This window comes from Camelimonas sp. FR25 (genome assembly GCF_059740505.1).
In genome coordinates this window covers 52,694-74,740 of sequence record NZ_JCAWFG010000008.1, presented here as the reverse complement: position 1 = coordinate 74,740, position 22,047 = coordinate 52,694, and the positions used below count along the sequence as shown (strand labels likewise).

Sequence of the window (22,047 nt, the reverse complement as noted above, 5' to 3'; positions counted from 1 at the left end):
AGGTAGTTGCGCCCTGGGCGCGTCTCCAGGGCTTGTAGCCTGTCACCGTCGCCGCGCCAGACCCCGACGCAAGCCCACACGTCACAGCACAGCGGGCGCAACGGCACACCGCGCCTGCGAAATTGAGTCCGCCTCGCTGCGTAAGAGGCTAACAATTAACGACAATTAACCATGTCGGCCACCACGCTGCGCCGCGCGCGGCGGGCTCAGCTGGCGTCGGAAAGATGTTGTGTATGCGATTCCGCCAGCGCGTGCGCCTCGATGATATTATTGAAGAATTGCCCGGCGCTGGCCCGCCAGGTGAAGCGGGCGCCATGGCTGCGGCAATGCGCGGGATCAATCTGCAGGGCGCGGCGGATGGCGGCGCCGAGGTCTTGGTCAAGCGCCCCTGCGGCGGAGCCCTCCAGAACGTCAGATGGCCCCGGCGACGGATAGGCCGCCACCGGCAGACCTGACGCCAGCGCCTCCAGCAACACGATGCCGAAGGTGTCCGTCAGGCTGGGGAACACGAAGACGTCGCAGGCGGCGTAGATGGCGGCCAGATCGGCCCCGGACCGCACGCCGGTAAACACCGCCTGCGGATAGGCCTGCTGCAACGCCGCCCGCGCCGGCCCATCGCCGACAATGACCTTGGTTCCGGGCGTGTCGAGGCTCAGGAACGCCGGCAAATTTTTCTCGACCGCCACCCGTCCGACGTAGAGCAGCAGCGGCTGCGGCAGATGCGCGACGCCAGCCAGCGCCCGCGCCGCCGCCCGCCCCTGCGGATGCGGCTGGAACACGGCGCCATCGACGCCGCGCGACCAGCGCAGCACGCTCTGGAAGCCGCGCTCGCCCAGCTCATCGGCCAGGTTGGCGGTGCTGACCATCACCCCGGCCCCGGCGTTGTGGAAGCGCCGCAACACCGCATAGCTCAGGGCCTGGGGTACTGGCAGGCGCGCCGCCAGATATTCCGGAAACCGGGTGTGATAGGAGGTGGTGAACGGCCGCTGCTGGGCGAGACACAGGGCCCGCGTCGCCCAGCCAATCGGTCCTTCGGTGGCGATGTGCACATAATGCGGCTGCCAGGCGGCGAACAGATTGGCCAGGGCGCGACGCCCGGGCATGGCGAGACGAATTTCCGGATAGCCAGGCATGGGCGCCGAGCGGAACTGGTTCGGCGCAATGATCTGCACCTCAAAGCCGCACGCCGCCGCATGGTCCAGCATGTTCTCCAGCGAGCGCACCACGCCATTGACCTGGGGTCGCCAGGCGTCGGTGGCGATCACCAGCCGGTAAGGCTGAGCGGCGTTCGCCGCAGGCAGGCGCACGCCCCGCCCTTCTGGCGCAGCGCTGGCGGCGATAGCCGCTGGCGACAACGCCCGTTCCACGGCGACGTCAGACGTCTGCATCACGCCGCCTGCCGCGTAGCGGCGGGGGGCGTGGTCGCCAGCTCGGCGGCGCGTTGCTCGCGGGCCCTGACCTCATCGACCCAGCGCAGCAACTCGTAGCGGCCGTCATAATGCTCGACCAAAGCGGTGCAGCTCTCGACCCAGTCGCCCGTATTCATGTAGCGCACGCCGAAACGGTCGTGCATGGCGGCGTGGTGGATGTGGCCGCAGATCACCCCGTCGACCTCGTGCCGCCGCGCTTCCGAGGCCAGCAATTCCTCAAAGCTGCCGATGAAGTTCACCGCATCCTTGACCTTGAGCTTGGCCCAGGCCGACAGCGACCAATAGGTCAGCCCCAGCTTGCGGCGGATGACATTGACCCAGGTGTTGGCGGCCAGGGCCGTGGCGTAGGCGCCATCGCCGAGGAACGCCAGCCAGCGCGCGTGGCGCATGACGATGTCGAACTGGTCGCCATGGATCACCAGCATGCGGCCGCCATCCGCCGATTCGTGCACCACCCTGTCGACGATTTCGATGTCGCCGAAATTGCTGCCCACGTAATCGCGCAGAAACTCGTCGTGGTTGCCCGGCACATAGATCAGCCGCGCGCCCTTGCGCACCTTGCGCAGCAGTTTCTGCACCACGTCATTGTGCTGCTGCGGCCAGTACCAGCCAGAGCGCAGGCGCCAGCCGTCAATCATGTCGCCCACCAGATAGATGGTGTCGGCGTCGTAGTGGCGCAGGAAATCCAGCAGCATGCCAGCCTGGCAGCCGCGTGTGCCGAGATGGGCGTCGGAGATGAACATGGCGCGCACGCGAATGACGTCCGCCGGGGGCTTTGCGGGTTGGGTCATGGGCGCGACGCGCCTCCTGTCGCAGACAATCCGGTCATGCCGTCATGTGTGACAGTGTGCGGTGTCAGGCGGATGACAGCGCCCTTCCCGCCATGGCGGGCGCGCCTGCGCGGCGACAGCATCGCCTGGCCAGCGATTTGAACTGGCGTCGCAGGTGGGAATGTGGCGCACTGACGGGGGCGCGCCGTCAACCAGCGCTAAAGGGAGCACGCACATGGATCTGGGAATTTCAGGCCGCAAGGCCATCGTCTGCGCATCCAGTCGCGGCCTTGGCCGCGCCTGCGCCATGGCGCTGGCCGAAGCTGGCTGCGACGTCATCGTCAATGGCCGCGATGCGGCGGCGGTGGAGGCCACGACCGCGGCGATCAACGCCCTTGGGGCTGGCCGCGCCGTGGCGGTGATCGCCGATGTGGGCAGTCATGAAGGCCAGCAATTGCTGCTCGCCGCCTGCCCGGACGCGGACATCCTCGTCAATAATAACGCCGGCCCGCCGCCCGCCGATTACACGGCCCTGTCGCGCGAGGCGATCCTGCGCGGCGTGTCGCAGAACATGGTGACGCCGATCGAGCTGGTGCAGGCGCTGGCCCCCGGCATGGCGGCGCGCGGCTTTGGCCGCATCGTCAACATTACCTCCGCCTCGGTGCTGACGCCGCTCGAAGGGCTCGACCTGTCCTCCGGCGCCCGGGCTGGCCTCACCGCATTTCTGGCCGGCGTGGCGCGCCAGCTGGCGCCAAAGGGCGTCACCATCAACCACATTCTGCCCGGCGCCTTCGCCACCGACCGGCTGACGTCGATCATGCGTGGCGCGGCTGAAGCTGCGGGCCATGACCCGGACGCCCTCGCCCGCCAGCGCGCCGCCGCCATTCCCGTTGGACGCTTTGGCGATCCTGACGAGTTCGGCAAGCTTTGCGCCTTCCTTTGCAGCGCCCACGCGGGTTACATCACCGGCCAGAACTTTCTCATCGACGGCGGCGCCTTCCGGGCCGCGTTCTGAGCCAGGGCCGGGCCCTGCGCACTGTCCAGGGAGCATGACTTGACCGCCATCGCCGTAACCATTGCGGGCTCTGATTCAGGCGGGGGCGCCGGCATCCAGGCCGACCTCAAGACCTTCTCGGCGCTGGGCGTCTTCGGCGCCAGCGTCATCACCGCCCTCACCGCCCAGAACACCCTCGGGGTGCAGGGGGTGTGCGACGTGCCGGCGGACTTCGTCGGGGCGCAGATCGATTCGGTGTTCGGTGATCTCAAGGTCAACGCCATCAAGATCGGCATGCTCTCCCAGGCTGACACCATCCGCGCCGTCGCGGCGGGCCTGCGCCGCCATGCGCCGCTGCCGCTGGTGATCGATCCGGTGATGGTGGCGACCAGCGGCGACCGGCTGATCAATGAGGACGCCATCCAGACGCTGCGGGCCGAGCTGCTGCCTCTGGCGACGCTGGTGACGCCCAATATGCCGGAAGCCGCCGCGCTGCTCGGCGAAGAAGTCGCCCATGATGATGACGCGCTGGAGGCCCAGGGTCGCCGCATCCTGGCGCTCGGCCCCCAAGCGGTGCTGGTCAAGGGCGGCCACGGCCATGGCCCGGAAAGCACCGACATCCTGGTCAGCGCCGATGGCGTGCGCCGCTTCAGCGCCGCGCGCATCCACACCAACAACACCCATGGCACTGGCTGCACCCTGTCGTCAGCCATCGCCGCGCAACTGGCCCGGGGCCTTGCGCTGGATGCGGCGGTCGGCGAGGCCAAGGCCTATCTCACCCGCGCCCTCGCCGCCTCACACCAGCTGCAGATTGGCGCTGGCCACGGCCCGGTGCACCATTTCACCGACTGGTGGCGCTGAGCCCCTTGGGCCCACAAGGGACGCGGACGGGGCGCAGACGCGGGCGCTCCGTTGCGCCCCCATCGACCGCTGGCGACTGACCACGGGACCATGCTGATCCGCCCTGGCGGCGCTACAGCACCCCGCCGGCAAGTCTGACGCCTCCGAGCACCACCGCCGCCGCTATGGCGAGGCAGATCAGCGCCCGCAGGGCGACGCCGCCGCGCGGCGCATCAGCGGCGTCGACATAGTCGCCAGCAGGTTTGTCGCCGCTGATCATGGCGGTGATCAGCCGCTCGCGCCTGACATATTGATAGAACAGATTGACCAGCACATGCAGGGCGACCAGCGCCAGCAGCAGATTGGCGCCGAGATGGTGCAAGCTTTGCAGCCGCGCTTTCCAGGCCGGCGCCTCCTCCAGCATGTCGAAATGGCCGAAGGGGCCGCCGAAGATCGCGTTGGAATCGGCGGTGAACAGGCCTGATACACCTTGGGCGGCCAGCGCCAGCAGCAAGGCCAGCACCATCACCGCCCCGAGCGGATTGTGGCCCAGAAATTTTGCCCCGCCGCCGCGCAGCTGGGCGCCGAGATAGCCCAGCACCGTGGCCGGTGAGCGGATAAACCGCCCAAAACGCGCCGTCGGACTGCCGACAAAGCCCCAGAGCAGGCGAAAAACCAGCAGGATGAGGATGCCGTAGCCGCACCAGCGATGCCAACGCATCGTCGGATCAAGCGTCGGGCTCATATACCATTGGGTGTAATAAGCGCCGCAGACCAGCAAAAGCTGCGCCCAGTGGTAGAGCCGCGTCGGCCCATCCCACGCGCGGATCACCCCTGCGCTCCCCGTGCTGTCGGCCCCCACCGCCTGAGCGCTGCTCACGGCCAGCGCCCGTCAGGACGGCTTGCGGTAAATCTTGTGGCAAGCGCCGCAATTGCCGAGCACCTTGGGCATGGCGGCGCGGAAGCTGTCCAGATCCTTGACCGAGGCCAGCGCCGCAGTGGCGTCCTTGTTCAGGGCGCCGAAACGGGCGGTGAAATCGGCCTTGTCTTCCCAGACCTTGGCGAGGGTGGCGGTGTCGCCGCTTCCGGAGCCTTCAGGGAACAGCGCCGGCAGCTTGGCCGAATTGGCCGCCACCGTCTCCAGCGCCGCCTTGACCGCAGCTGCATCAAACGGGGCTTCGCCCTTCAGCATCTGACCTGGCGCCCGCAGCGCGCCGGCCATCTGCTTGAACAACGCCTTGCGCTCGGCCACCGGATCGCCCTGGGCCATGGCCACGCTGACGCCGCCGCCCAGCACAGCCACCGCCAGCATGGCGCCCAGCACACCTCTGCCCCACCGCTTCTCAGTCGTGCCAATGGCCTTTGATCCGGTCATCTGTCGCTCCTGGTCAGGCGCCTGATGTTTGGGCGGCGCTATATTTGAATATTTCCAGATTGCATCTCGCGACGCCAGCCGAAAGTGCGCCAGTCGCCCCCACAAACAACAATGCCCGCGCGAGGCGGGCATGTCGTTCTGGCAGGTAGGCGCCGAGCGGCGGCCGCGCCGCCGCGCGGGCCTGACCAGAACACGATGCGTCATGCGCATCGCGGTCCGTGTCAGTGCGGCGCGGGCACAGGCTTGCGGCGGAACAGCCGGCCCAGCGCGTCGGAGAGTTTGCGGATCACCACATAGAACACCGGCGTCAGGAACAGGCCGAAGATGGTCACGCCGATCATGCCGAAGAACACCGCCGTGCCCAGCGCCTGACGCATCTCCGCGCCGGGCCCGCGCGCCGTCACCAGCGGCACGACGCCGAGGATGAAGGCGAAGGAGGTCATCAGGATCGGCCGCAGACGCAAGCGCACCGCCTCGACCACCGCCTCGACAATGCCCTTGCCCTCATCCTCCAGCTGACGCGCGAATTCGACGATCAGAATGGCGTTCTTGGCGGCGAGGCCAATCAGCACCACAAGGCCGATCTGTGTCAGGATGTTGTTGTCCATGCCGCGCAAGGCGACGCCCGTCAGCGCCGAAAGCACCGCCAGCGGCACGATCAGGATGATGGCCAGCGGCAGCGACCAGCTCTCATATTGCGCCGCCAGCACGAGGAAGACGAACAGCACCGACAGCGCGAAGATGAACACCGCCGTATTGCCGGCCAGCTTCTGCTGGAAGGCGAGATCCGTCCATTCAAAGCCCATGTCGGAGGGCAGCGTGCGCTCCGCCACCGCCTGCATGGCGTCGAGGCCGGTGCCGGAGGCGACGGTGGGCGGGGTTTCGCCCTGCACGGCGATGGCCGTGTACATATTGTAGCGCTGCACCAGATCAGGCCCCGCCACGTCGCGGATGCTCACCAGGGTGCCGAGCGGCACCTGCTGGCCGTCGGCGGTGCGCACCTTCAGCCGCAGGATACGTTCGCGATCCGCGCGGAACTTGTCATCAGCCTGGGCGCGCACCTGGTAGACGCGCTCGAAGGCGTTGAAGTCATTGACATAGGCGCCGCCGAGATTGACCTGCAGCGTCTGGAAAACGTTCGACAGCGGCACGTTGAGCATGCGCGCCTTGGTGCGGTCGATGTCGAGATAGATCTGCGGGGTGTTGACGCCATAGGTGGTGTAAACCCGCGCCAGATTGGGGTCCTTGTTGGCCTCGCCGATCATGCCGCGCGTCGCCGCCAGCAGCCCGTCGATGCCGGCCCCGCCGCGATCCTGCACCATCAGCTTGAAGCCGCCGGAGGTGCCGAGGCCGCGCACTGGCGGCGGCGGCACGGCGATGGTGAAGGCCTCCTGAATGGCGCCGAGCCGCCTGATCACCTCACCGGCGATCTCGAAGTCCTTCATGCCTGGCCCGGTGCGCTCCTCATGCGGCTTCAGCGGCGCAAACATGATGCCTTGGCTCGATGAGGGCGTGAACGTCGAGCCCGAGATGCCGACAATACCGATGGCGTCGGCGACGCCAGGGGTGTCCTTGACGATCTCCGAGGCCCGCCGCATCACCGCATCCGTGCGGTTGAGCGAGGCGCCGTCAGGCAATTGCACGATAGCGATCAGATAGCCTTGGTCCTGTCGCGGAATGAAGCCCGTCGGCACCCTGTCGCCGAGCCAGCCTGCGCCAAACAGCAAGCCGCAATAGACGATCAGCGCGCCGATCATCGGAACCTTGCGCGAAACCACGCCGCGCACCGTGCGGGCGTAGCCATTGGACATGCCGTCGAAGCCGCGATTGAAGCCATTGGCGAAGCCGCGCCCGAGCCGGCCCAACAGGCCCTTGGGCTTGTGGTGCGGGTCATGCGCCTTCAGCAGCAGCGCGCACAGCGCCGGCGACAGGGTCAGCGAATTGAACGCCGAGATGATTGTCGCCACGGCGATGGTCAGGGCGAACTGCTGGTAGAACTGGCCGGTGATGCCCGAGATGAACGCCGTGGGCACGAACACCGCTGACAGCACCAGCGCGATGGCGATCAGCGCCCCGCCCACCTCATCCATGGTGCGATGCGCCGCCTCGCTGGGCGACAGGCCATCGGCGATATTGCGCTCGACATTCTCCACCACGACGATGGCGTCGTCGACGACGATGCCGATGGCCAGCACCAGACCAAACAACGTCAGATTATTGAGCGAGAAGCCAAAGGCCGCCATGGCGGCGAAGGTGCCGATCAGCGACACCGGAATGGCGATGACCGGAATAATGGCGGTGCGCCAGCTCTGCAGGAACACCAGCACCACCAGAACCACAAGGATCACCGCCTCAAACAGCGTCTTGTAAACCTCCTTCACCGACTGGGCGATGAAGATGGTCGGATTATAGGCGATGCGGTAATCGAGGCCGACCGGGAACGACTTCTTCAGCTCCTCCATCTTGGCCATCACCGCGCCAGACGCTTCCAGCGCATTGGTGCCGGGGCGCTGGTAGACGCCGATGCCGATGGCCGGCTTGCCGTTCAGATAGGAATTGCTGGTGTAATCACGTCCGGCCAGCTCGATGCGCGCCACATCCTTCAGCCGCACCAGCCGCCCGCCGTCAGCGGATTTGACGATGATGTCCTCAAACTGCTTCACATCGTTGAAGCGGCCCTGGGCCTGCACCGTCAGCTGGAAATCCGAGCCCTGCTTCATCGGCTGGGCGCCGATGGCGCCGCCGGCGATCTGGACGTTCTGCTCCTGCATGGCCTGCACCACATCGGTGGTGGTCAGGCCGAAATAGGTCAGCCGGTCGGGATTGAGCCAGACGCGCAAGGAATATTCGCGCACGCCGAACAGGGTGATGTCGCCGACGCCCTCCAGCCGCAACAGCTGGTCGCGAATGCGGATGAGCGAATAGTTGGAAATGTAGATGTCGTCGAAGCTCTCGTCCGGCGAGAACATGTGCACGACCATCATCAGGTCGGGCGAGCTCTTGCGGGTGGTGACGCCGAGCGTGCGCACCTCGGTGGGCAGACGCGGCAGCGCCACGGCGACGCGGTTCTGCACCAGCACATTGGCGGCGTCGAGATCGGTGCCGAGCTTGAAGGTGATGGTCAGCTGCATCGAACCGTCATTGGACGAGTTCGACAGCATGTAGAGCATGTCCTCGACGCCGTTGATCTCCTGCTCCAGCGGCGTCGCCACCGTCGCCGCCACCGTCTGGGCGTTGGCGCCAGGATAGGACGCGCGCACCACGATGGTGGGCGGGGCGATCTCAGGATATTGCGCCACCGGCAGGCCGAGATAGGCGATGTAACCAACCAGCACGACGACGATCGACAGCACCGAGGCGAAGATCGGCCTGTCGACAAAGAAGTGGGCGAATTTCATGGCGCGCTCACTTCTTCTCGGTCGCAGAGTTGGCCGCTGCTGGCTTCACCCCATCCTGCTTGGCGGCGTCGGGTTTGCTGGCGTCTGTTTTGGCCGGAGCCTGGGCCGCCTGCTGGGCGGCGCCGGCCTTTGGCGGCAGCTCAACCAGCTTTGGCGCCAGCTTCAGTCCAGGCCGCACGCGCGGCAGACCGTTGATGACGATGGTCTCATCGCCCTTCAGGCCGGTGCGGATCAGCCGGTAGCCATCGATCTTCGGGCCAGGGCGCACGATGCGGGCGGTGGCGACATTGTCAGGGCCCACCACCCAGACGAGACGGCGGCTCTGGTCGGTGACCACCGCGTCATCCGGCACCAGCACGCCCTCATAGGAGGGCGAGCCCGGAATGCGGATCGTGCCGAACATGCCTGGCTGCAGGAAACCATTGGAATTGGGCAGCACGGCGCGGGCGCGCATGGTGCCGCTGCCAATGTCCAGCCGGTTGCTGAGGAAGTCGAGCTTGCCTGGCATGCTCGGCTCCGCCTCATCGGACAGCGCCACCTTGACGTTGACGCCTGGCTTCGCCCCGTCGGCGTCGCGCATACGCGCATAGGCCAGATAGGACCGCTCATCGATGTCGAAATAGAAATAAATCGGATCGACCGAGACAATATTGGTCAGCAAGGTGGAGTTGGCCACCACCAGATTGCCCGTGGTCAATTCCTTGCGGCCAATGCGCCCCGAGATCGGCGCCCTGATCTGGGTGAACTCCAGATTGAGCTTGGCGGCCTCGAGATTGGCTTCCGCCCCGGCGACATCGGCCTGGGCGACCTTGGCGGTCTGGCTGCGGGTTTCCAGCAATTGTTCGGAAATATTGCCGGTCTTGCTCAGGCTCCGGGCGCGATCAAGATCGGACGCCGAAAAATCCACCCGCGCCTTGGCGGATTTCAGCGCCGCCGCCGCCTGATCCACCGCCGCCTGATAGGGGCGCGGATCGATGACGAACAGAAGGTCGCCTTCCTTGACCGCGCTGCCCTCGGTGAACGCCGCCTTTTCGAGCACGCTGGACACGCGCGCTCGCACATCGACCGCCGCCTTGGCCTCGAAGCGGCCAGTGTAATCATCATATTCGACCACCGGGCGCACCACGGGCTTCGCCACGGTGACCTGCGGCGGCGGGGGCGCGGCCGCCTTTTGGGCGCTATTGTCCTTGCAGCCAGCCAGCGCCAGCGCCGCGCCAAAGGACACGCCGAGGGCGAGCAACAGGCCAGACCGGCGCCTGCGCCTGGCGATCAGGCGCTGCGGGATATTCAGAAGCCGCGTGGTGTTCATGTGCGAGACCGGACCGTTGCGCCGCAAAGGGGCTGGCGCCGGCCACCGGCCCGCTGTGAGGCGCCATGCGCCCCGTCCCCCCATCTGGCTTGCTTGCGTTGCGGGCGCCTGCGCGCCTCATTCTGCGGCGCCTTTGGCGCCAGGCCCCGACGTTGTCGCCGTGAGCCTCAATCTTGTCCGCGCGCCTTGCCCGCTTCACCTCTGACCATCGCGCCAGTCATGGGCGACAGCATGGCGAGGTGCAGCAGCGCGCACCAGGCCAGGGTCAGTCCTGGCTCACCGGCTCACCGGCGCCGACCCAGTCGAGAATGCCGCCAGCATAATGCTCACGCCACGGCAGGCCGGCGGCGGCGGCATGATGGATCGCCGTCTGCGAGCGCTTGCCCGAGCGGCAGGAGAACACCAGACGCCTGCCATCCGCCTCTGGCAGCTGGCTGGCGTCGAACTGCGACAGCGGGAACAGCACCGCGCCGGGAATGTGCCCGGCTTCATATTCATCGACTTCGCGCACATCGACCAGCAGCATGCTGCCATCGGCCAGCCCCTGCTTGATGGCGTCGCGGTCGAGATGAATGATTTCGGGCAAGTCCCCTGACATGGTTCGCTCTCCAGATCCGGGGGCCATTTGCGCAAGCGCGCAGACGGTCGCAGCCCTGCGACTGCAACCGCCCCCGGACACTCTTCATTGGGCCCACCACCGCGCCACAGGGCGACCACGGTGGGCAAGATCAAGGCTGGTCGTCGGCGCCTGGTTGAGGCGTCCATCAGCGCCAGTATTACGCAAGACGTCAGATGAAGCTCCGCCGTCCTCCGACCGTTCAGCGTGCAACTCTGCTATGACCAGCCCTGCCGCTCAAGCACGAAAACTGGCGCCTGTTCAAAAAATTTGCGCTGGAGCAGTGGCGGCCGGGCCGCAGCCGCCATGGCTGGCCTTTTGGCCAGCGACGTGCGCGGTCCTTGCGGGCTGCAGATAACTTCCCGCCTGCCCACAGCGGCAAGGTCCTCGCAACAGAGTTGATGGCGACGCAAAAAGGCCGCCGGCGTGCGCCGGCGGCCCACACTGTTGCAATGCTTTGGCGCGCGCTGGCTCAGCCCAGCGGCGGAATGCGCAGCACCCAGCCGGGCTGGATCAGGTCAGGGTTCTTGACCGGCGGCGTATTGGCCTTGACGATCTCAGGATATTTGTCGCCTTTGCCCTTGCCGTAGAACTGCTCGGCGATCTTCCACAGGGTGTCGCCCTTCTGCACCGTATAGGTCTGCGAATCCGCGGACGGCGTCGCCACTGACAGCTGGTTGTCGACCGAGGCGACGCCCTGGCTATTGCCAATGGTCAGCACGATCTTCTCAGCCGCTTCGGTGGTGGGCACGGAGCCGGAGACGGTGACCTTGTCGCCATCGATCGCAAAATTCAGGCCATCGGCGCTCAGACCGGCGTCGGCGACGTGCTTCTTCAGGCTATCGGGCGACAGCCCGCCGTCAGCGGCCTGGGCCTCGCCGACGCCGAAAATCTTGGCGCCTGCTTCCTTGATAAAGCTGAACAAACCCATCTGGTGCTCCTGTGTGTGGACCGACGGCGGCGGCACAACGCCATCCGGACGCCAGCGACGATGAAACCACATGCGGAAACTAACGCGCGACGCGGGCCGGGGTTCCGCGTCTTCATGCCAGGTCGCCAGAATGCCGACGCATCCGCGACCTGCGAGCTCAAGCGCCGCTCGGGCTTAACCAGAACCCGATGTGTCACGCGCATCGGGTTTGGCGCCAACCGGCCTTACGCCGTGCACTTTTGACGCCTTCGCCTCATGGCGCCCTGCCCAACCTGCGTGGCCCGCCTGTCTGAGGCACGGCTCTAATTGAAGACCTAACCAGTGTGCGATCAATCCGCCGCGTCACACAATGTGGCGATGAATGAGCCGCGTTGATTGGCCGCCGAATGCGATGACAACACACAACAACGGCGCGGGAGCCTGCCCCCGCGCCGTCGCCATGGCTTCAATGGACGCGCGATATCAAAGCGCCGCCGAATCCTCCGAAGTCCAGCCATCGCCGGCGATGCGCGGCTCGATCAGCGCCAGCACCCGGTCGGCCAGCGCATCGGCGCTCCCTTCCGACGGGCGCAGCACCACCTCAGCCTGCACTGGCGGCTCATAGTCCTGGCCAATGCCGGTGAAATCGCTGATGCCGCCGGCCCGCGCCCGGGCATACAGGCCCTTGGGGTCACGCTCGGCGCAGATCTCCACCGGCGTATCGACGAACACCTCGACAAAGGCCTCGCCGACCACCTCGCGCAACCTGTCGCGGTCGCTGCGGAACGGCGAGACGAAGGCGCACAGCACCACGAGGCCAGCCTCCATCATCAGCCGCGCCACCTCGCCGGCCCGGCGGATATTCTCGGCGCGACTGGCGGCGTCGAAGCCGAGATCGGCGTTGAGGCCGATGCGCAGACTGTCGCCGTCGAGCAGCATGGTGTGGCGTCCCGCCGCCACCAGCCGGCGCTCGACCAGATTGGCGATGGTCGATTTCCCCGAGCCAGGCAGGCCGGTGAACCACACCACCAGCGGGCGCTGGTTCTTCTGCGACGCGCGCACGCCGCGATCCACGTCGAAGCCATGCAGATGCACATTGGGGCCGCCCAGCGGCTCGGTGATCATGCCCGCCGCCACCGTGCCATTGGTGAACCGGTCGATCAGGATAAACGCCCCAGTGACGCGATTGTCGGCATAGGGGTCGATCGCCATTTGCGCCGAGGTCTGCACCTCCACCAGGCCAATGCCGTTGAGCGGCAATTGCTCGGCGCTGTTCTCGACGTAATTGTCGACGTCGAGCGCGCTGGCCAGCCGCGTCACCGTGGCCGGGACGGTGCGGGCCCCGCTCTTCAGCAGGAAGCTGCGGCCGGGCTTGAGCGCATCCTCGGACATCCACACAAGGCGGGCGAGAAACCGCGTCGACAGCGCCGGGCGGGCTTTTGGCGCAGCCAGCACCTCGCCGCGCGGCGCGTCAATCTCGTCGGCCAACACGATGGTCACGGCGTCGCCGGCCCGCGCCTCGGTGCGGTCGCCGTCGAAGGTGACGATGCGGGCGACGCGGCTGCCATGGCCGGACGACGCCACGATCACCTCATCGCCGACGCCGATGGCGCCGCTGGCGATGGTCCCTGACAGGCCGCGGAAATCCAGATTGGGCCGGTTGACCCATTGCACCGGCATGCGGAACGGCGCGGTGGCTGCGTCGCGCCCCACCTCCACCGTCTCCAGATGCGCCACCAGCGTCGGGCCCGTATACCAGGCCATCGACGGGCTGGGCGCAGCGACATTGTCGCCAAAGCGGGCCGACAGCGGAATGGCGGTGAAGTCTGCGAAGCCCAAAGGCGCGGCGAAAGTCTGAAAATCCGCGACGATGGCGTCGAACACGTGCTGGTCGAACGCGACCAGGTCGATCTTGTTCACCGCCAGCACCACATGGCGGATGCCGAGCAGCGAGGCGATCACCGCGTGGCGGCGGGTCTGGGTCAGCAGGCCCTTGCGCGCGTCGACCAGCAGGATGGCCAGCTCGCTGTTGGAGGCGCCGGTGGCCATGTTGCGGGTGTATTGTTCATGGCCAGGGGTGTCGGCGACGATGAACGAGCGGCGCGGCGTGGCGAAGAAGCGGTAGGCCACATCGATGGTGATGCCCTGCTCGCGCTCGGCCTCAAGCCCATCGACCAGCAGGGCCAGATCCAGATCCTCGCCGGTGGTGCCGTGGCGGCGCGAGTCTTTCTCCAGCGCCGACAGCTGGTCTTCGAGGATGGATTTGGTTTCATGCAGCAGCCGGCCGATCAGCGTCGACTTGCCGTCATCGACGGAACCGCAGGTGAGAAAGCGCAAGAGCCCACGCTCCGTTGCGGCGGGATGGGCGGCGAGGTCCGCGCTGGCTGTCACGGGGGCGATGTCCGGGGCGCTCATCAGAAATAGCCCTCGCGTTTCTTGCGTTCCATCGACGCCTGGTCGTCATGGTCGATCACCCGGCCCTGGCGCTCGGAGGCGCGGGAGGCGGTGAGCTCGTCGATAATGTCATCGAGCGTCGTCGCCGCCGATTCCACCGCGCCAGTGAGCGGATAGCAACCGAGGGTGCGGAAGCGGACAAGCCGCATTTGTGGGGTCTCGCCGGGATTGAGCGGCATGCGCTCATCGTCGACCATGATCAGCGCGCCGTCCCGCTCGACCACCGGACGCTGGGCGGCGAAATACAGCGGCACCACCGGAATGTCCTCAGCCTTGATGTATTGCCAGATGTCGAGCTCGGTCCAGTTGGACAGTGGGAACACCCGCATGGATTCGCCTTTGGCGATGCGCGTGTTGAACAGGCTCCACAATTCCGGGCGCTGGTTGCGCGGCTCCCAGGCGTGGGCGCTGGTGCGGTGCGAGAACACCCGCTCCTTGGCGCGGCTCTTCTCCTCGTCGCGCCGGGCGCCGCCGAAGGCGGCGTCGAACTGCCATTTGTCCAGCGCCTGCTTCAGCCCCTCGGTCTTCATCACCTGGGTGTGCAGGGCGGAGCCAGAGGTGAAGGGGTCGACGCCGCGCTCCGCGCCCTCCGGATTGACGTGCACCAGCAACTCGAAGCCATAGCGGGCGGCGATGCCGTCGCGGAAGCTTATCATCTCGCGAAACTTCCAGCGCGTATCGACGTGCAGCAGCGGAAACGGCAGCGGCCCGGGGAAAAACGCCTTGCGGGCCAGATGCAGCATCACGGCTGAATCCTTGCCGATGGAATACAGCATCACCGGATTGGCGAATTCCGCCGCCACTTCCCGGATGATGTGGATCGATTCCGCCTCAAGGCGCGCCAGATGTGGCGAGAGCGCCGGACGCTGGAGGGCGCTGGCGGATGCTGCGACGGCAGCCTGCAACTGCACTGACATGTCTCAATTCCCGCGTCGTCCCTCCCCCCGGGCGACGGCCTTTCGTCGGTAATGCGCGCCAGGGCGCGGCCAATCGGGGCACCTGCGCGTGGTCCAGTCCGGCGCGCCTGCGGCGACGCCCCCGCCGCTGCATGACTTCGCCGTCTGGCGTTGTGGTGAGCTCCCCGGCCATCCGCCGCGCCGCCTGGGGGCGGCTTAAGCAGCGAAGGTCGGGCATGGAGCTTTGGGTGCTCCCCCAGAATGTCAGGCCTGTTGCAACCGCCTCATACCAGGATGCGAAGATGCTAACGCATCCGCATCCAAGATTGCTCAGGCGCCGCACGGGCTTGACCAAAGTGCGATGAGTCGTGCTCACCGCACTTTGGTATCAGGGGTCGAGCCGCAGCCACGGCCGGGCGCCTGGCGGCTGCAACTCCAAATCATCGCGGGCCGCCGGCTGGTAATGCTGCGGCACGTCGCGGATCCGCCCCTCGATCAGCGCCCTGGCGATGCGCGGGTCGCGGATCAGGAACTGGTCGAAGCCGCAGCGCTGCATCAGCGGGATCTGGTCCCACAGCACGTCGCCCTCGGCGCGCAGCTCGCCGCGATAGCCATGGCGCTCGCGCAGCAGCCGGGCCAGCGAATAGGCGCGACCATCGGTATAGGCAGGAAAATCCAGCACGATCAGCGCAAAGCGACCGAGGTCAGCCTCCAGCCCATCCAGCGTCTCGTTCGACGTCAGCCGCAGGCCGAGCGGCGTATTGCGGCCACGCACCTCCTGCGCCTCGGCGATGAAGCGTTGCTTGCTGACCAGCACCGGCCCATCGCCTGGCAGCGACTCATCGTCCGCCGGGCGGCTCCACTGCTCGGCGATGGCGGCGCCGTCCTTGACGAGGGTTGCGACTGGCGCGTCGCCGGCGACGGCGTCAGCGGGCTGACTGCTCATGGCTGTTTCCTTGTTATTGCGCCGCTGCTGCTGACGTGAATGCCGCACTCGGTCTTGTCCTGGCCGCGCCAGCGCCCGGCGCGCGGGTCCTCGCCCGGCGCCACCTGCGAGGTGCAGGGCGCGCAGCCGATCGACGGATAACCCTGCGCCACCAGCGGATGCGCCGGCAGATGATGGGCGGCCATATAAGCGGCGACATCGGCCATCGACCAGGCGGCGATGGGATTGACCTTGAGATGGGTCGCGGTGGCCTCGACCGCCGGAATGTCGTGGCGGCTGCTGGCCTGGTAGCGCTTGCGACCGCTGATCCACGCCCGATAGGGCGTGAGGGCGGCGGCCAGCGGCTCCACCTTGCGGAAGCCGCAGCAGGCGTCGGTATCGCGGGCGAACAAGGCGCCGATCGGGTCAAGCCGCTGCTCGGTCGCAGCGTCAGGCCCGATGGTCTGCACATTGGTCAGGCCCAGTTGCGCCACCAGCCGGTCGCGATAGGCCAGGGTTTCGGGAAACAGCCTCCCGGTGTCTACGAACAGCACCGGCGCATGCGGGTCGATCTGCGCGGCCAGATGCAGCAGCGCCGCCGATTCAGCGCCAAAGCTCGACACCAGCGCCACCGGCCCGACCAGATCGTCGCGCAGGGCGGCGCGCAGGATATCCTGCGCCGAAGCGCCGGCGAGCCGGGCGTCGAGCGCCTGCGCCTCGCGGGCAAGGCTCTCGGCGACGTCGCTCAAAGGCGCGGTAGCAGACGCAGGCCTGGTCAAGCCGCCAGCGATGTCAGGCTGCCTCTGCATAAAGCGCCTCACGGAAGGGGGCCTCGCCCACCCGCCGGAAAGCTTCGAGGAAGCTTTCAGACGGGCTGGTCCTGAGCCCGATATAGGTGTCCACAATCTTTTCGATGGCGTCGACGATCTCGTCGGAAGAGAAGCCCTTGCCGACGATGCCGCCGATCGACGAATTCTCGTCGCCCGAACCGCCCAGGGTGATCTGGTAGAATTCCTCGCCCTTGCGGTCGACGCCGAGAATGCCGATGTGGCCGACGTGGTGATGGCCGCAGGCGTTGATGCAGCCAGAGATCTTCAGCTTGAGGTCGCCAACCTCACGCTGGCGCTGCAGATCGGCGAAGCGCTGCTGGATGCGTTGCGCCACCGGGATCGAGCGGGCGTTGGCCAAAGAGCAATAATCCAGGCCCGGGCAAGCGATAATGTCGGTGATCAGCCCGGCGTGCGGCGAGGCGAGCCCCGCCTGCTGCAGGATGGCGAACACCTGCGGCAGGTCATTCTTGCGCAGGTGCGGCAGCACCAAATTCTGCTCATGGCTGACGCGAACATCGTCATGGCCGAAGCGCTCGGCGATGTCGGCGACAACACGCATCTGGGCGGCGGAAATGTCGCCAGGCACCTCGCCCACCGCCTTCAGCGTGATGGTGGCGATGGCGTGGCCGGGCTGCTTGTGGGCGACGACATTGCGCTCGACCCAGCCGCGATAGGCCGGGTCGGCGGCCAGCGCCTGTTCATGCGCCGGCGCATGATCGGGCAGCTCGGCGAGGTCAGGCGCGGCGAAATACGCGGCGATACGGTCAAGCTCGGCCTTGGGCAGGGTCAGGCGACTGCCGCGCAGCTGCTCATATTCTTCCTCGACCCGGCGGCGGATCTCATCGACGCCCGCCTCATGGATCAGGATCTTGATGCGCGCCTTGTACTTGTTATCGCGGCGACCAAAAATGTTGTAGACGCGCAGGATCGCCTCGCAATAGCTCAGCAGCTCCGCTTCCGGCAGGAAATCGCGCACCTTTTTGCCGATGAACGGCGTGCGGCCGAGGCCACCGCCGACATAGACAGTGAAGCCAGTCTCGCCCGCCTCGTTGCGCACGATCTGCAGGCCAATGTCATGCACCTGGATGGCGGCGCGGTCATGGGCGGCGCCGGAGACGGCGATCTTGAACTTGCGCGGCAGGTAAGTGAATTCGGGATGCAGCGACGACCATTGCCGCAGGATCTCGGCATAGGGACGCGGGTCGGCGATCTCATCCACGGCGGCGCCGGAGAAATGATCCGCCGAGACGTTGCGAATGCAATTGCCCGAGGTCTGGATGGCGTGCATCTCGACCGCCGCCAGATCGGTGAGGATCTGCGGCACGTCCTTCAGCTCGATCCAGTGGAACTGCAAATTTTGCCGCGTGGTGAAGTGGCCGAACCCACGGTCATACTTCATGGCGATATCGGCGAGCACCCGCAGCCGCGCAGCATTCAGTCCGCCATAGGGGATGGCGATGCGCAGCATATAGGCGTGTAACTGCAGATAGACGCCGTTCATCAGCCGCAGCGGCTTGAACTGGTCTTCGGTCAGTTCGCCGGAGAGCCGGCGGGCGACCTGGTCGCGGAACTGCTCCACGCGGCCCGTCACGAAGCGGCGGTCAAATTCGTCATAACGGTACATGGCTTCGTCCTGGACAACGTCCTGAAAATGCGTCGCGGCGCAGGCGGCGGATGCCGTGGGGGCGACGCAGGTTCTGCGGGCTGGGGCGGCGCGCACCTGGGCGCGGCTCCAGCGTTCAAAGATGACGCCAGCCCCCGGGCGGGGCGGCTGCGGCCTCAGCCAGCTGCGGCAGCTTCCGGCAGCGTGCGGTTCTCGGTGATGGTCGGTCCACGCAGCGCCCTAATGCGTTCACGCAGCAGCAGCGGCCGTAGCCCCTCCCCGTCGCGCTCCACATCGACGAGATAGACCTCGACCACCAGATCACGCGCCACATCCGCGAGGGCGTCGGCCAGCAGGACTTCGCCCTGTTCGGCGGTTTCAGCGACGACAGCGTCGGCGATGTCGACCGACCACCCGCCAGAAACCGTACGAAACACCACCGACCCGCTGGTCAGCGCATTAGCGGTGGCGACCTGAAGCGCATGCCCCTTGGCTGCCCTTTTCATATTCCCGTCCTCTGCCTGGCCACGCGGCGACCTTGGGTAAGCGCGCGCCAGCCTGTGTGCCTGTCCAGGGAGATGCTGTTAACGCATGTCCCGCACCGCGCGAGCTTGCCACGCCCCGGACAGCGCCAGCGATGACCGCCGCCATGCGTCGCACCATGCTGAAGCCATTCCAATCTGGACCTGCAAATAGCCGATAGCAAGGCCGATGGAAATATATTTTACGACATCTTCCGTAACAATCAATTATTACACATTCAAGTAATGTAAATAATCCGTCACGAGCCAGCCATCAGCCATCGCCGTCAGACTCTCGTCAGACATCGCCCTCGGCGAACACCCGCCCGCCCAGCACCTCAAGGGCGACGCGCTGGCCGATCTCCCAAGCGAATTCGGCGGTGGCGTCCACCTCCACCACTGCATCGCAGCCATGCAGCCGCACCTCGGCCCGGCGGCCATTGGCGGTGCGGCGCATGCCGATGATGTCGCCGCCGAGATCGCCCTGCCCGTCGGCCACCAGCCGCAGATCATAGGGCCTCAGCCACAGCCAGCCGTCGCCATCGCCAATTGAGGTCTTGGGCGCGTGCAGAACGCGCTCGCCCAGCGCCGCCTTGCCGCCGCGCACGCTTACCGGCGCCCGGGCGGCGTCGCCGACGAAAGCGGCGATGAAGGCCGAGACCGGGTGGTCGTGAATCTCGTCGGGGGCGCCGACCTGCTCGACCTTACCGCGATTGAGGATGGCCACCCGGTCGGCCAGCTCCAGCGCCTCGTCCTGATCATGGGTGACGAACACCGTGGTATGGCCGGTCTGGCGGTGAATCTGGCGCAGCCACGCCCGCAGATCCTTGCGCACCTTGGCGTCGAGCGCGCCGAACGGCTCATCCAGCAGAAGCACGCGCGGATCGACCGCCAGCGCCCGCGCCAGCGCCACCCGCTGCTTCTGGCCGCCGGACAATTGCGCCGGATGGCGACCGCCCAGTCCTTCCAGCTGCATCAGCGCCAGCAATTCCTCCACCCTGGCGCTGATCTGCGCCTTCGACGGCCGCTGGCTGCGCGGCCGCACCCTGAGGCCATAAGAGATATTGTCGGCGACGGTCATGTGACGGAACAGAGCGTAATGCTGGAACACGAAGCCGACATGCCGCTCCTGCACCGAGAGGCGGGTGGCGTCGACGTCACCAAAATGCACCGTGCCGTGCTCCGCCGTCTCAAGGCCGGCGATGACCCGCAACAGCGTGGTCTTGCCGGAGCCGGAGGGGCCCAGCAGCGCCATCAATTCGCCCTCGCGAATGTGCAGCGAGACGCCGCGCAGCGCGCGGGCGCCGCCAAATTCCTTGGCGAGGTCGGTGACGCGGATATCCACTGGCTTGCTGCGCTCCATCTGCCGCTCAGCTCCGCCCATGGCCGGAGATGCCGTCGCCATAGCGCCACTCGAGGATGGATTTCCCCAGGAGGGTGATGAGGGCGAGGATCGCAAGAAGCGAGGCGACAGCGAAGGCTGCGACGAAATTGTACTCATTGTAAAGGATCTCAACGTGCAGCGGCATGGTGTTGGTCAGGCCGCGAATGTGCCCGGACACTACGGAGACGGCCCCGAATTCGCCCATGGCGCGGGCGTTGCACAGCAGGACGCCATAGAGCAGCGCCCAGCGGATATTCGGCAAGGTGACGGTCATAAAGGCGCGCAGGCCGCTGGCCCCAAGGGTCAGGGCCGCCTCCTCATCCGCCGTGCCCTGGTCCTGCATCAGCGGGATCAGCTCGCGCGCAACGAAGGGAAAGGTGACGAACACCGTGGCCAGCACGATGCCCGGCAGGGCGAACACAATCTGGATATTGTAGTCCTGCAGGTAAGGCCCCAGCAGACCCTGGGCGCCGAACAGCAACACATAGACAAGGCCCGCCACCACCGGCGACACCGAGAACGGCAGATCGACGAGGGTGATCAGGAAGCTTTTGCCGGGAAACTCGAATTTGGCGATGGCCCAGGAGGCGGCGACGCCAAACACCAGATTAAGCGGCACGGCGATGGCCGCCACCAGCAAAGTGAGGCGGATGGCCGACAGCGCGTCCGGGTCGGTCAGCGCCTCCCAATAAGCGGCGAAGCCCTTGGCCAGCGCCTGCTGGAAGATCAGCGCCAGCGGCAACAGCAGGAACATGGCGAGGAAGATCACCGCAAAAGCGATGACGCTGTATCTGGCCCAGCGCGGCTCCGTGCCTACCGGGGCCGGATAGGTGCGCTCACGCTGGACAAAGTCGACGTCAGCCATGGCCCATCCTCCGCCGGCTCCATGCCTGGATCAGATTGATCACCAGCAACATGACAAAGGCCATCAGCAGCATGATCACGGCGATCACGGTGGCGCCGGTGTAGTCGAACTCGCTGAGCTTGATGACGATGAGCAGCGGCGCGATCTCCGAGACGCCCGGCAGATTGCCGGCGATGAAGATCACCGAGCCATATTCGCCGAGCGCCCGGGCGAAGGCCAGCGCCAGCCCGGTCAGCGCCGCCGGGATCAGTGGCGGGGCGATCACCTGGAACACGGTCTGCCAGCGCCGCGCCCCCAGGGTGGCCGACGCCTCCTCCAGTTCGCGGTCAATCTCGGCGATCAGCGGTTGCACCGTGCGCACCGCATAGGGCAGCCCGATGAACACCAGCGCAATGAAAATGCCGATGGGATTGTAGATCACCTGCCAGCCGAGCGCCGCCAGCGGCGCGCCGAGCCAGCCGTCTGGCGCATAGAGCGCCGCCAGCGCGATGCCGGCCACCGCCGTGGGCAGCGCGAAGGGCAGATCGACCATGGCGTCGACGATACGCCGGCCAGGGAAGCTGTAGCGCGTCAGCGCCCAGGCGATGATCACGCCCGCCACCGTCGCCACCACCGAGGCGATGGCGGAGATGCCGAAACTGATCAGCAGGGCGTGCTGCACGCGCGGGTCGGCCAAAGTCGAGGCGAAGCCGGCGACGCCTGATTCCGAGGCCTTGATGAACAACGCCGCCAGCGGCAGCAACACGATCAGCCCCAGCCATGTGAGCGCATAGCCGAGCGCCAGGCCGAAGCCTGGCAGGGCGCCGGTTTTGCGAAAGCGCCACAAGGGTGGCGGCCGTGTCGGCGCAGGGGCCACAGTCATTGCTTGTTCTCTCGGGTGATCGCGACATGGGCCGCCGCTGGCGCGATGGCTCCAGTTTTGTCCCA

At 66.6% G+C, this 22,047-nt stretch carries 19 protein-coding genes; 2 read left to right on the top strand and 17 right to left on the bottom strand.

Annotation, left to right across the window (positions count from 1 at the left end; translation table 11 throughout):
• Positions 1-206 precede the first annotated feature (206 nt).
• Positions 207-1,388 carry a glycosyltransferase family 4 protein gene (locus AC6A67_RS00720; protein WP_498034600.1) on the bottom strand — a complete coding sequence of 394 codons (1,182 nt, stop codon included), beginning with the start codon at positions 1,386-1,388 and terminating at the stop codon, positions 207-209.
• On the bottom strand, positions 1,388-2,221 hold the full coding sequence (locus AC6A67_RS00715) for a UDP-2,3-diacylglucosamine diphosphatase (RefSeq protein WP_498034599.1): 834 nt from the start codon (positions 2,219-2,221) through the stop codon (positions 1,388-1,390). The genes AC6A67_RS00720 and AC6A67_RS00715 overlap by 1 nt, the downstream gene beginning before the upstream one ends.
• Positions 2,222-2,435: 214 nt before the next feature.
• On the opposite strand from AC6A67_RS00715, the gene AC6A67_RS00710 reads away from it, so the two are divergent.
• Both AC6A67_RS00710 and thiD read left to right on the top strand, forming a co-directional pair.
• Positions 2,436-3,215, top strand: coding sequence for an SDR family oxidoreductase (locus tag AC6A67_RS00710; RefSeq protein WP_498034598.1), 780 nt, complete (start codon positions 2,436-2,438; stop codon positions 3,213-3,215).
• Positions 3,216-3,254: 39 nt separating this feature from the next.
• Positions 3,255-4,055: a bifunctional hydroxymethylpyrimidine kinase/phosphomethylpyrimidine kinase gene (gene thiD / locus AC6A67_RS00705; protein WP_498034597.1), complete on the top strand. Its 801-nt coding sequence runs from the start codon at positions 3,255-3,257 to the stop codon at positions 4,053-4,055.
• A gap of 112 nt (positions 4,056-4,167) precedes the next feature.
• On the opposite strand, the gene AC6A67_RS00700 is transcribed toward thiD, so the two are convergent.
• The 15 genes from AC6A67_RS00700 to cysT form a co-directional block, all read right to left on the bottom strand.
• Complete coding sequence (locus AC6A67_RS00700) at positions 4,168-4,914, bottom strand: cytochrome b/b6 domain-containing protein (protein WP_498034596.1); 747 nt, start codon at positions 4,912-4,914, stop codon at positions 4,168-4,170.
• A gap of 12 nt (positions 4,915-4,926) precedes the next feature.
• Positions 4,927-5,409, bottom strand: coding sequence for a c-type cytochrome (locus AC6A67_RS00695; RefSeq protein ID WP_498034595.1), 483 nt, complete (start codon positions 5,407-5,409; stop codon positions 4,927-4,929).
• 221 nt (positions 5,410-5,630) lie between these two features.
• Positions 5,631-8,807 (bottom strand): efflux RND transporter permease subunit, encoded by a 3,177-nt coding sequence (locus AC6A67_RS00690; RefSeq protein WP_498034594.1) that lies wholly within the window; start codon positions 8,805-8,807, stop codon positions 5,631-5,633.
• A gap of 7 nt (positions 8,808-8,814) precedes the next feature.
• Complete coding sequence (locus AC6A67_RS00685; RefSeq protein ID WP_498034593.1) at positions 8,815-10,116, bottom strand: efflux RND transporter periplasmic adaptor subunit; 1,302 nt, start codon at positions 10,114-10,116, stop codon at positions 8,815-8,817.
• Positions 10,117-10,381: 265 nt separating this feature from the next.
• Positions 10,382-10,714 carry a rhodanese-like domain-containing protein gene (locus AC6A67_RS00680; protein WP_498034592.1) on the bottom strand — a complete coding sequence of 111 codons (333 nt, stop codon included), beginning with the start codon at positions 10,712-10,714 and terminating at the stop codon, positions 10,382-10,384.
• A 490-nt stretch (positions 10,715-11,204) separates the two neighbouring features.
• Positions 11,205-11,663, bottom strand: a complete 459-nt coding sequence (gene lysM, locus AC6A67_RS00675) for a peptidoglycan-binding protein LysM (RefSeq protein ID WP_498034591.1) — start codon at positions 11,661-11,663, stop codon at positions 11,205-11,207.
• Between the two features lie 462 nt (positions 11,664-12,125).
• The gene (gene cysN / locus AC6A67_RS00670) at positions 12,126-14,057 is read right to left on the bottom strand and encodes a sulfate adenylyltransferase subunit CysN (RefSeq protein ID WP_498034590.1); all 1,932 of its coding nucleotides are present in this window, start codon (positions 14,055-14,057) and stop codon (positions 12,126-12,128) included.
• Entirely contained in the window at positions 14,057-15,013 is a 957-nt protein-coding gene (gene cysD / locus AC6A67_RS00665; RefSeq protein WP_498034589.1) for a sulfate adenylyltransferase subunit CysD, read from the bottom strand. Before cysD ends, cysN begins: the two co-directional genes overlap by 1 nt.
• 367 nt (positions 15,014-15,380) lie before the next feature.
• Positions 15,381-15,938 carry a DUF934 domain-containing protein gene (locus AC6A67_RS00660; RefSeq protein WP_498034588.1) on the bottom strand — a complete coding sequence of 186 codons (558 nt, stop codon included), beginning with the start codon at positions 15,936-15,938 and terminating at the stop codon, positions 15,381-15,383.
• The gene (locus AC6A67_RS00655) at positions 15,935-16,726 is read right to left on the bottom strand and encodes a phosphoadenylyl-sulfate reductase (RefSeq protein ID WP_498034587.1); all 792 of its coding nucleotides are present in this window, start codon (positions 16,724-16,726) and stop codon (positions 15,935-15,937) included. The genes AC6A67_RS00660 and AC6A67_RS00655 overlap by 4 nt, the downstream gene beginning before the upstream one ends.
• Positions 16,710-18,371: a nitrite/sulfite reductase gene (locus AC6A67_RS00650; RefSeq protein ID WP_498034586.1), complete on the bottom strand. Its 1,662-nt coding sequence runs from the start codon at positions 18,369-18,371 to the stop codon at positions 16,710-16,712. Before AC6A67_RS00650 ends, AC6A67_RS00655 begins: the two co-directional genes overlap by 17 nt.
• 155 nt (positions 18,372-18,526) lie before the next feature.
• The gene (locus tag AC6A67_RS00645; RefSeq protein WP_498034585.1) at positions 18,527-18,856 is read right to left on the bottom strand and encodes a DUF2849 domain-containing protein; all 330 of its coding nucleotides are present in this window, start codon (positions 18,854-18,856) and stop codon (positions 18,527-18,529) included.
• Between the two features lie 313 nt (positions 18,857-19,169).
• Complete coding sequence (locus AC6A67_RS00640; RefSeq protein WP_498034584.1) at positions 19,170-20,276, bottom strand: sulfate/molybdate ABC transporter ATP-binding protein; 1,107 nt, start codon at positions 20,274-20,276, stop codon at positions 19,170-19,172.
• Positions 20,242-21,120, bottom strand: a complete 879-nt coding sequence (gene cysW / locus AC6A67_RS00635) for a sulfate ABC transporter permease subunit CysW (protein WP_498034583.1) — start codon at positions 21,118-21,120, stop codon at positions 20,242-20,244. Before cysW ends, AC6A67_RS00640 begins: the two co-directional genes overlap by 35 nt.
• Positions 21,113-21,982 carry a sulfate ABC transporter permease subunit CysT gene (cysT, locus tag AC6A67_RS00630; protein WP_498034582.1) on the bottom strand — a complete coding sequence of 290 codons (870 nt, stop codon included), beginning with the start codon at positions 21,980-21,982 and terminating at the stop codon, positions 21,113-21,115. Before cysT ends, cysW begins: the two co-directional genes overlap by 8 nt.
• Positions 21,983-22,047 lie beyond the last annotated feature (65 nt).

Coding starts and splice junctions, on each gene's coding strand:
- AC6A67_RS00720 (WP_498034600.1), bottom strand. CDS start 1,388: ATGCAGACGTCTGACGTCGCCGTGGAACGGGCGTTGTCGCCAGCGGCT.
- AC6A67_RS00715 (WP_498034599.1), bottom strand. CDS start 2,221: ATGACCCAACCCGCAAAGCCCCCGGCGGACGTCATTCGCGTGCGCGCC.
- AC6A67_RS00710 (WP_498034598.1), top strand. CDS start 2,436: ATGGATCTGGGAATTTCAGGCCGCAAGGCCATCGTCTGCGCATCCAGT.
- AC6A67_RS00695 (WP_498034595.1), bottom strand. CDS start 5,409: ATGACCGGATCAAAGGCCATTGGCACGACTGAGAAGCGGTGGGGCAGA.
- AC6A67_RS00690 (WP_498034594.1), bottom strand. CDS start 8,807: ATGAAATTCGCCCACTTCTTTGTCGACAGGCCGATCTTCGCCTCGGTG.
- AC6A67_RS00685 (WP_498034593.1), bottom strand. CDS start 10,116: ATGAACACCACGCGGCTTCTGAATATCCCGCAGCGCCTGATCGCCAGG.
- AC6A67_RS00680 (WP_498034592.1), bottom strand. CDS start 10,714: ATGTCAGGGGACTTGCCCGAAATCATTCATCTCGACCGCGACGCCATC.
- lysM (WP_498034591.1), bottom strand. CDS start 11,663: ATGGGTTTGTTCAGCTTTATCAAGGAAGCAGGCGCCAAGATTTTCGGC.
- cysN (WP_498034590.1), bottom strand. CDS start 14,057: ATGAGCGCCCCGGACATCGCCCCCGTGACAGCCAGCGCGGACCTCGCC.
- cysD (WP_498034589.1), bottom strand. CDS start 15,013: ATGTCAGTGCAGTTGCAGGCTGCCGTCGCAGCATCCGCCAGCGCCCTC.
- AC6A67_RS00660 (WP_498034588.1), bottom strand. CDS start 15,938: ATGAGCAGTCAGCCCGCTGACGCCGTCGCCGGCGACGCGCCAGTCGCA.
- AC6A67_RS00655 (WP_498034587.1), bottom strand. CDS start 16,726: ATGCAGAGGCAGCCTGACATCGCTGGCGGCTTGACCAGGCCTGCGTCT.
- AC6A67_RS00650 (WP_498034586.1), bottom strand. CDS start 18,371: ATGTACCGTTATGACGAATTTGACCGCCGCTTCGTGACGGGCCGCGTG.
- AC6A67_RS00645 (WP_498034585.1), bottom strand. CDS start 18,856: ATGAAAAGGGCAGCCAAGGGGCATGCGCTTCAGGTCGCCACCGCTAAT.
- AC6A67_RS00640 (WP_498034584.1), bottom strand. CDS start 20,276: ATGGCGACGGCATCTCCGGCCATGGGCGGAGCTGAGCGGCAGATGGAG.
- cysW (WP_498034583.1), bottom strand. CDS start 21,120: ATGGCTGACGTCGACTTTGTCCAGCGTGAGCGCACCTATCCGGCCCCG.
- cysT (WP_498034582.1), bottom strand. CDS start 21,982: ATGACTGTGGCCCCTGCGCCGACACGGCCGCCACCCTTGTGGCGCTTT.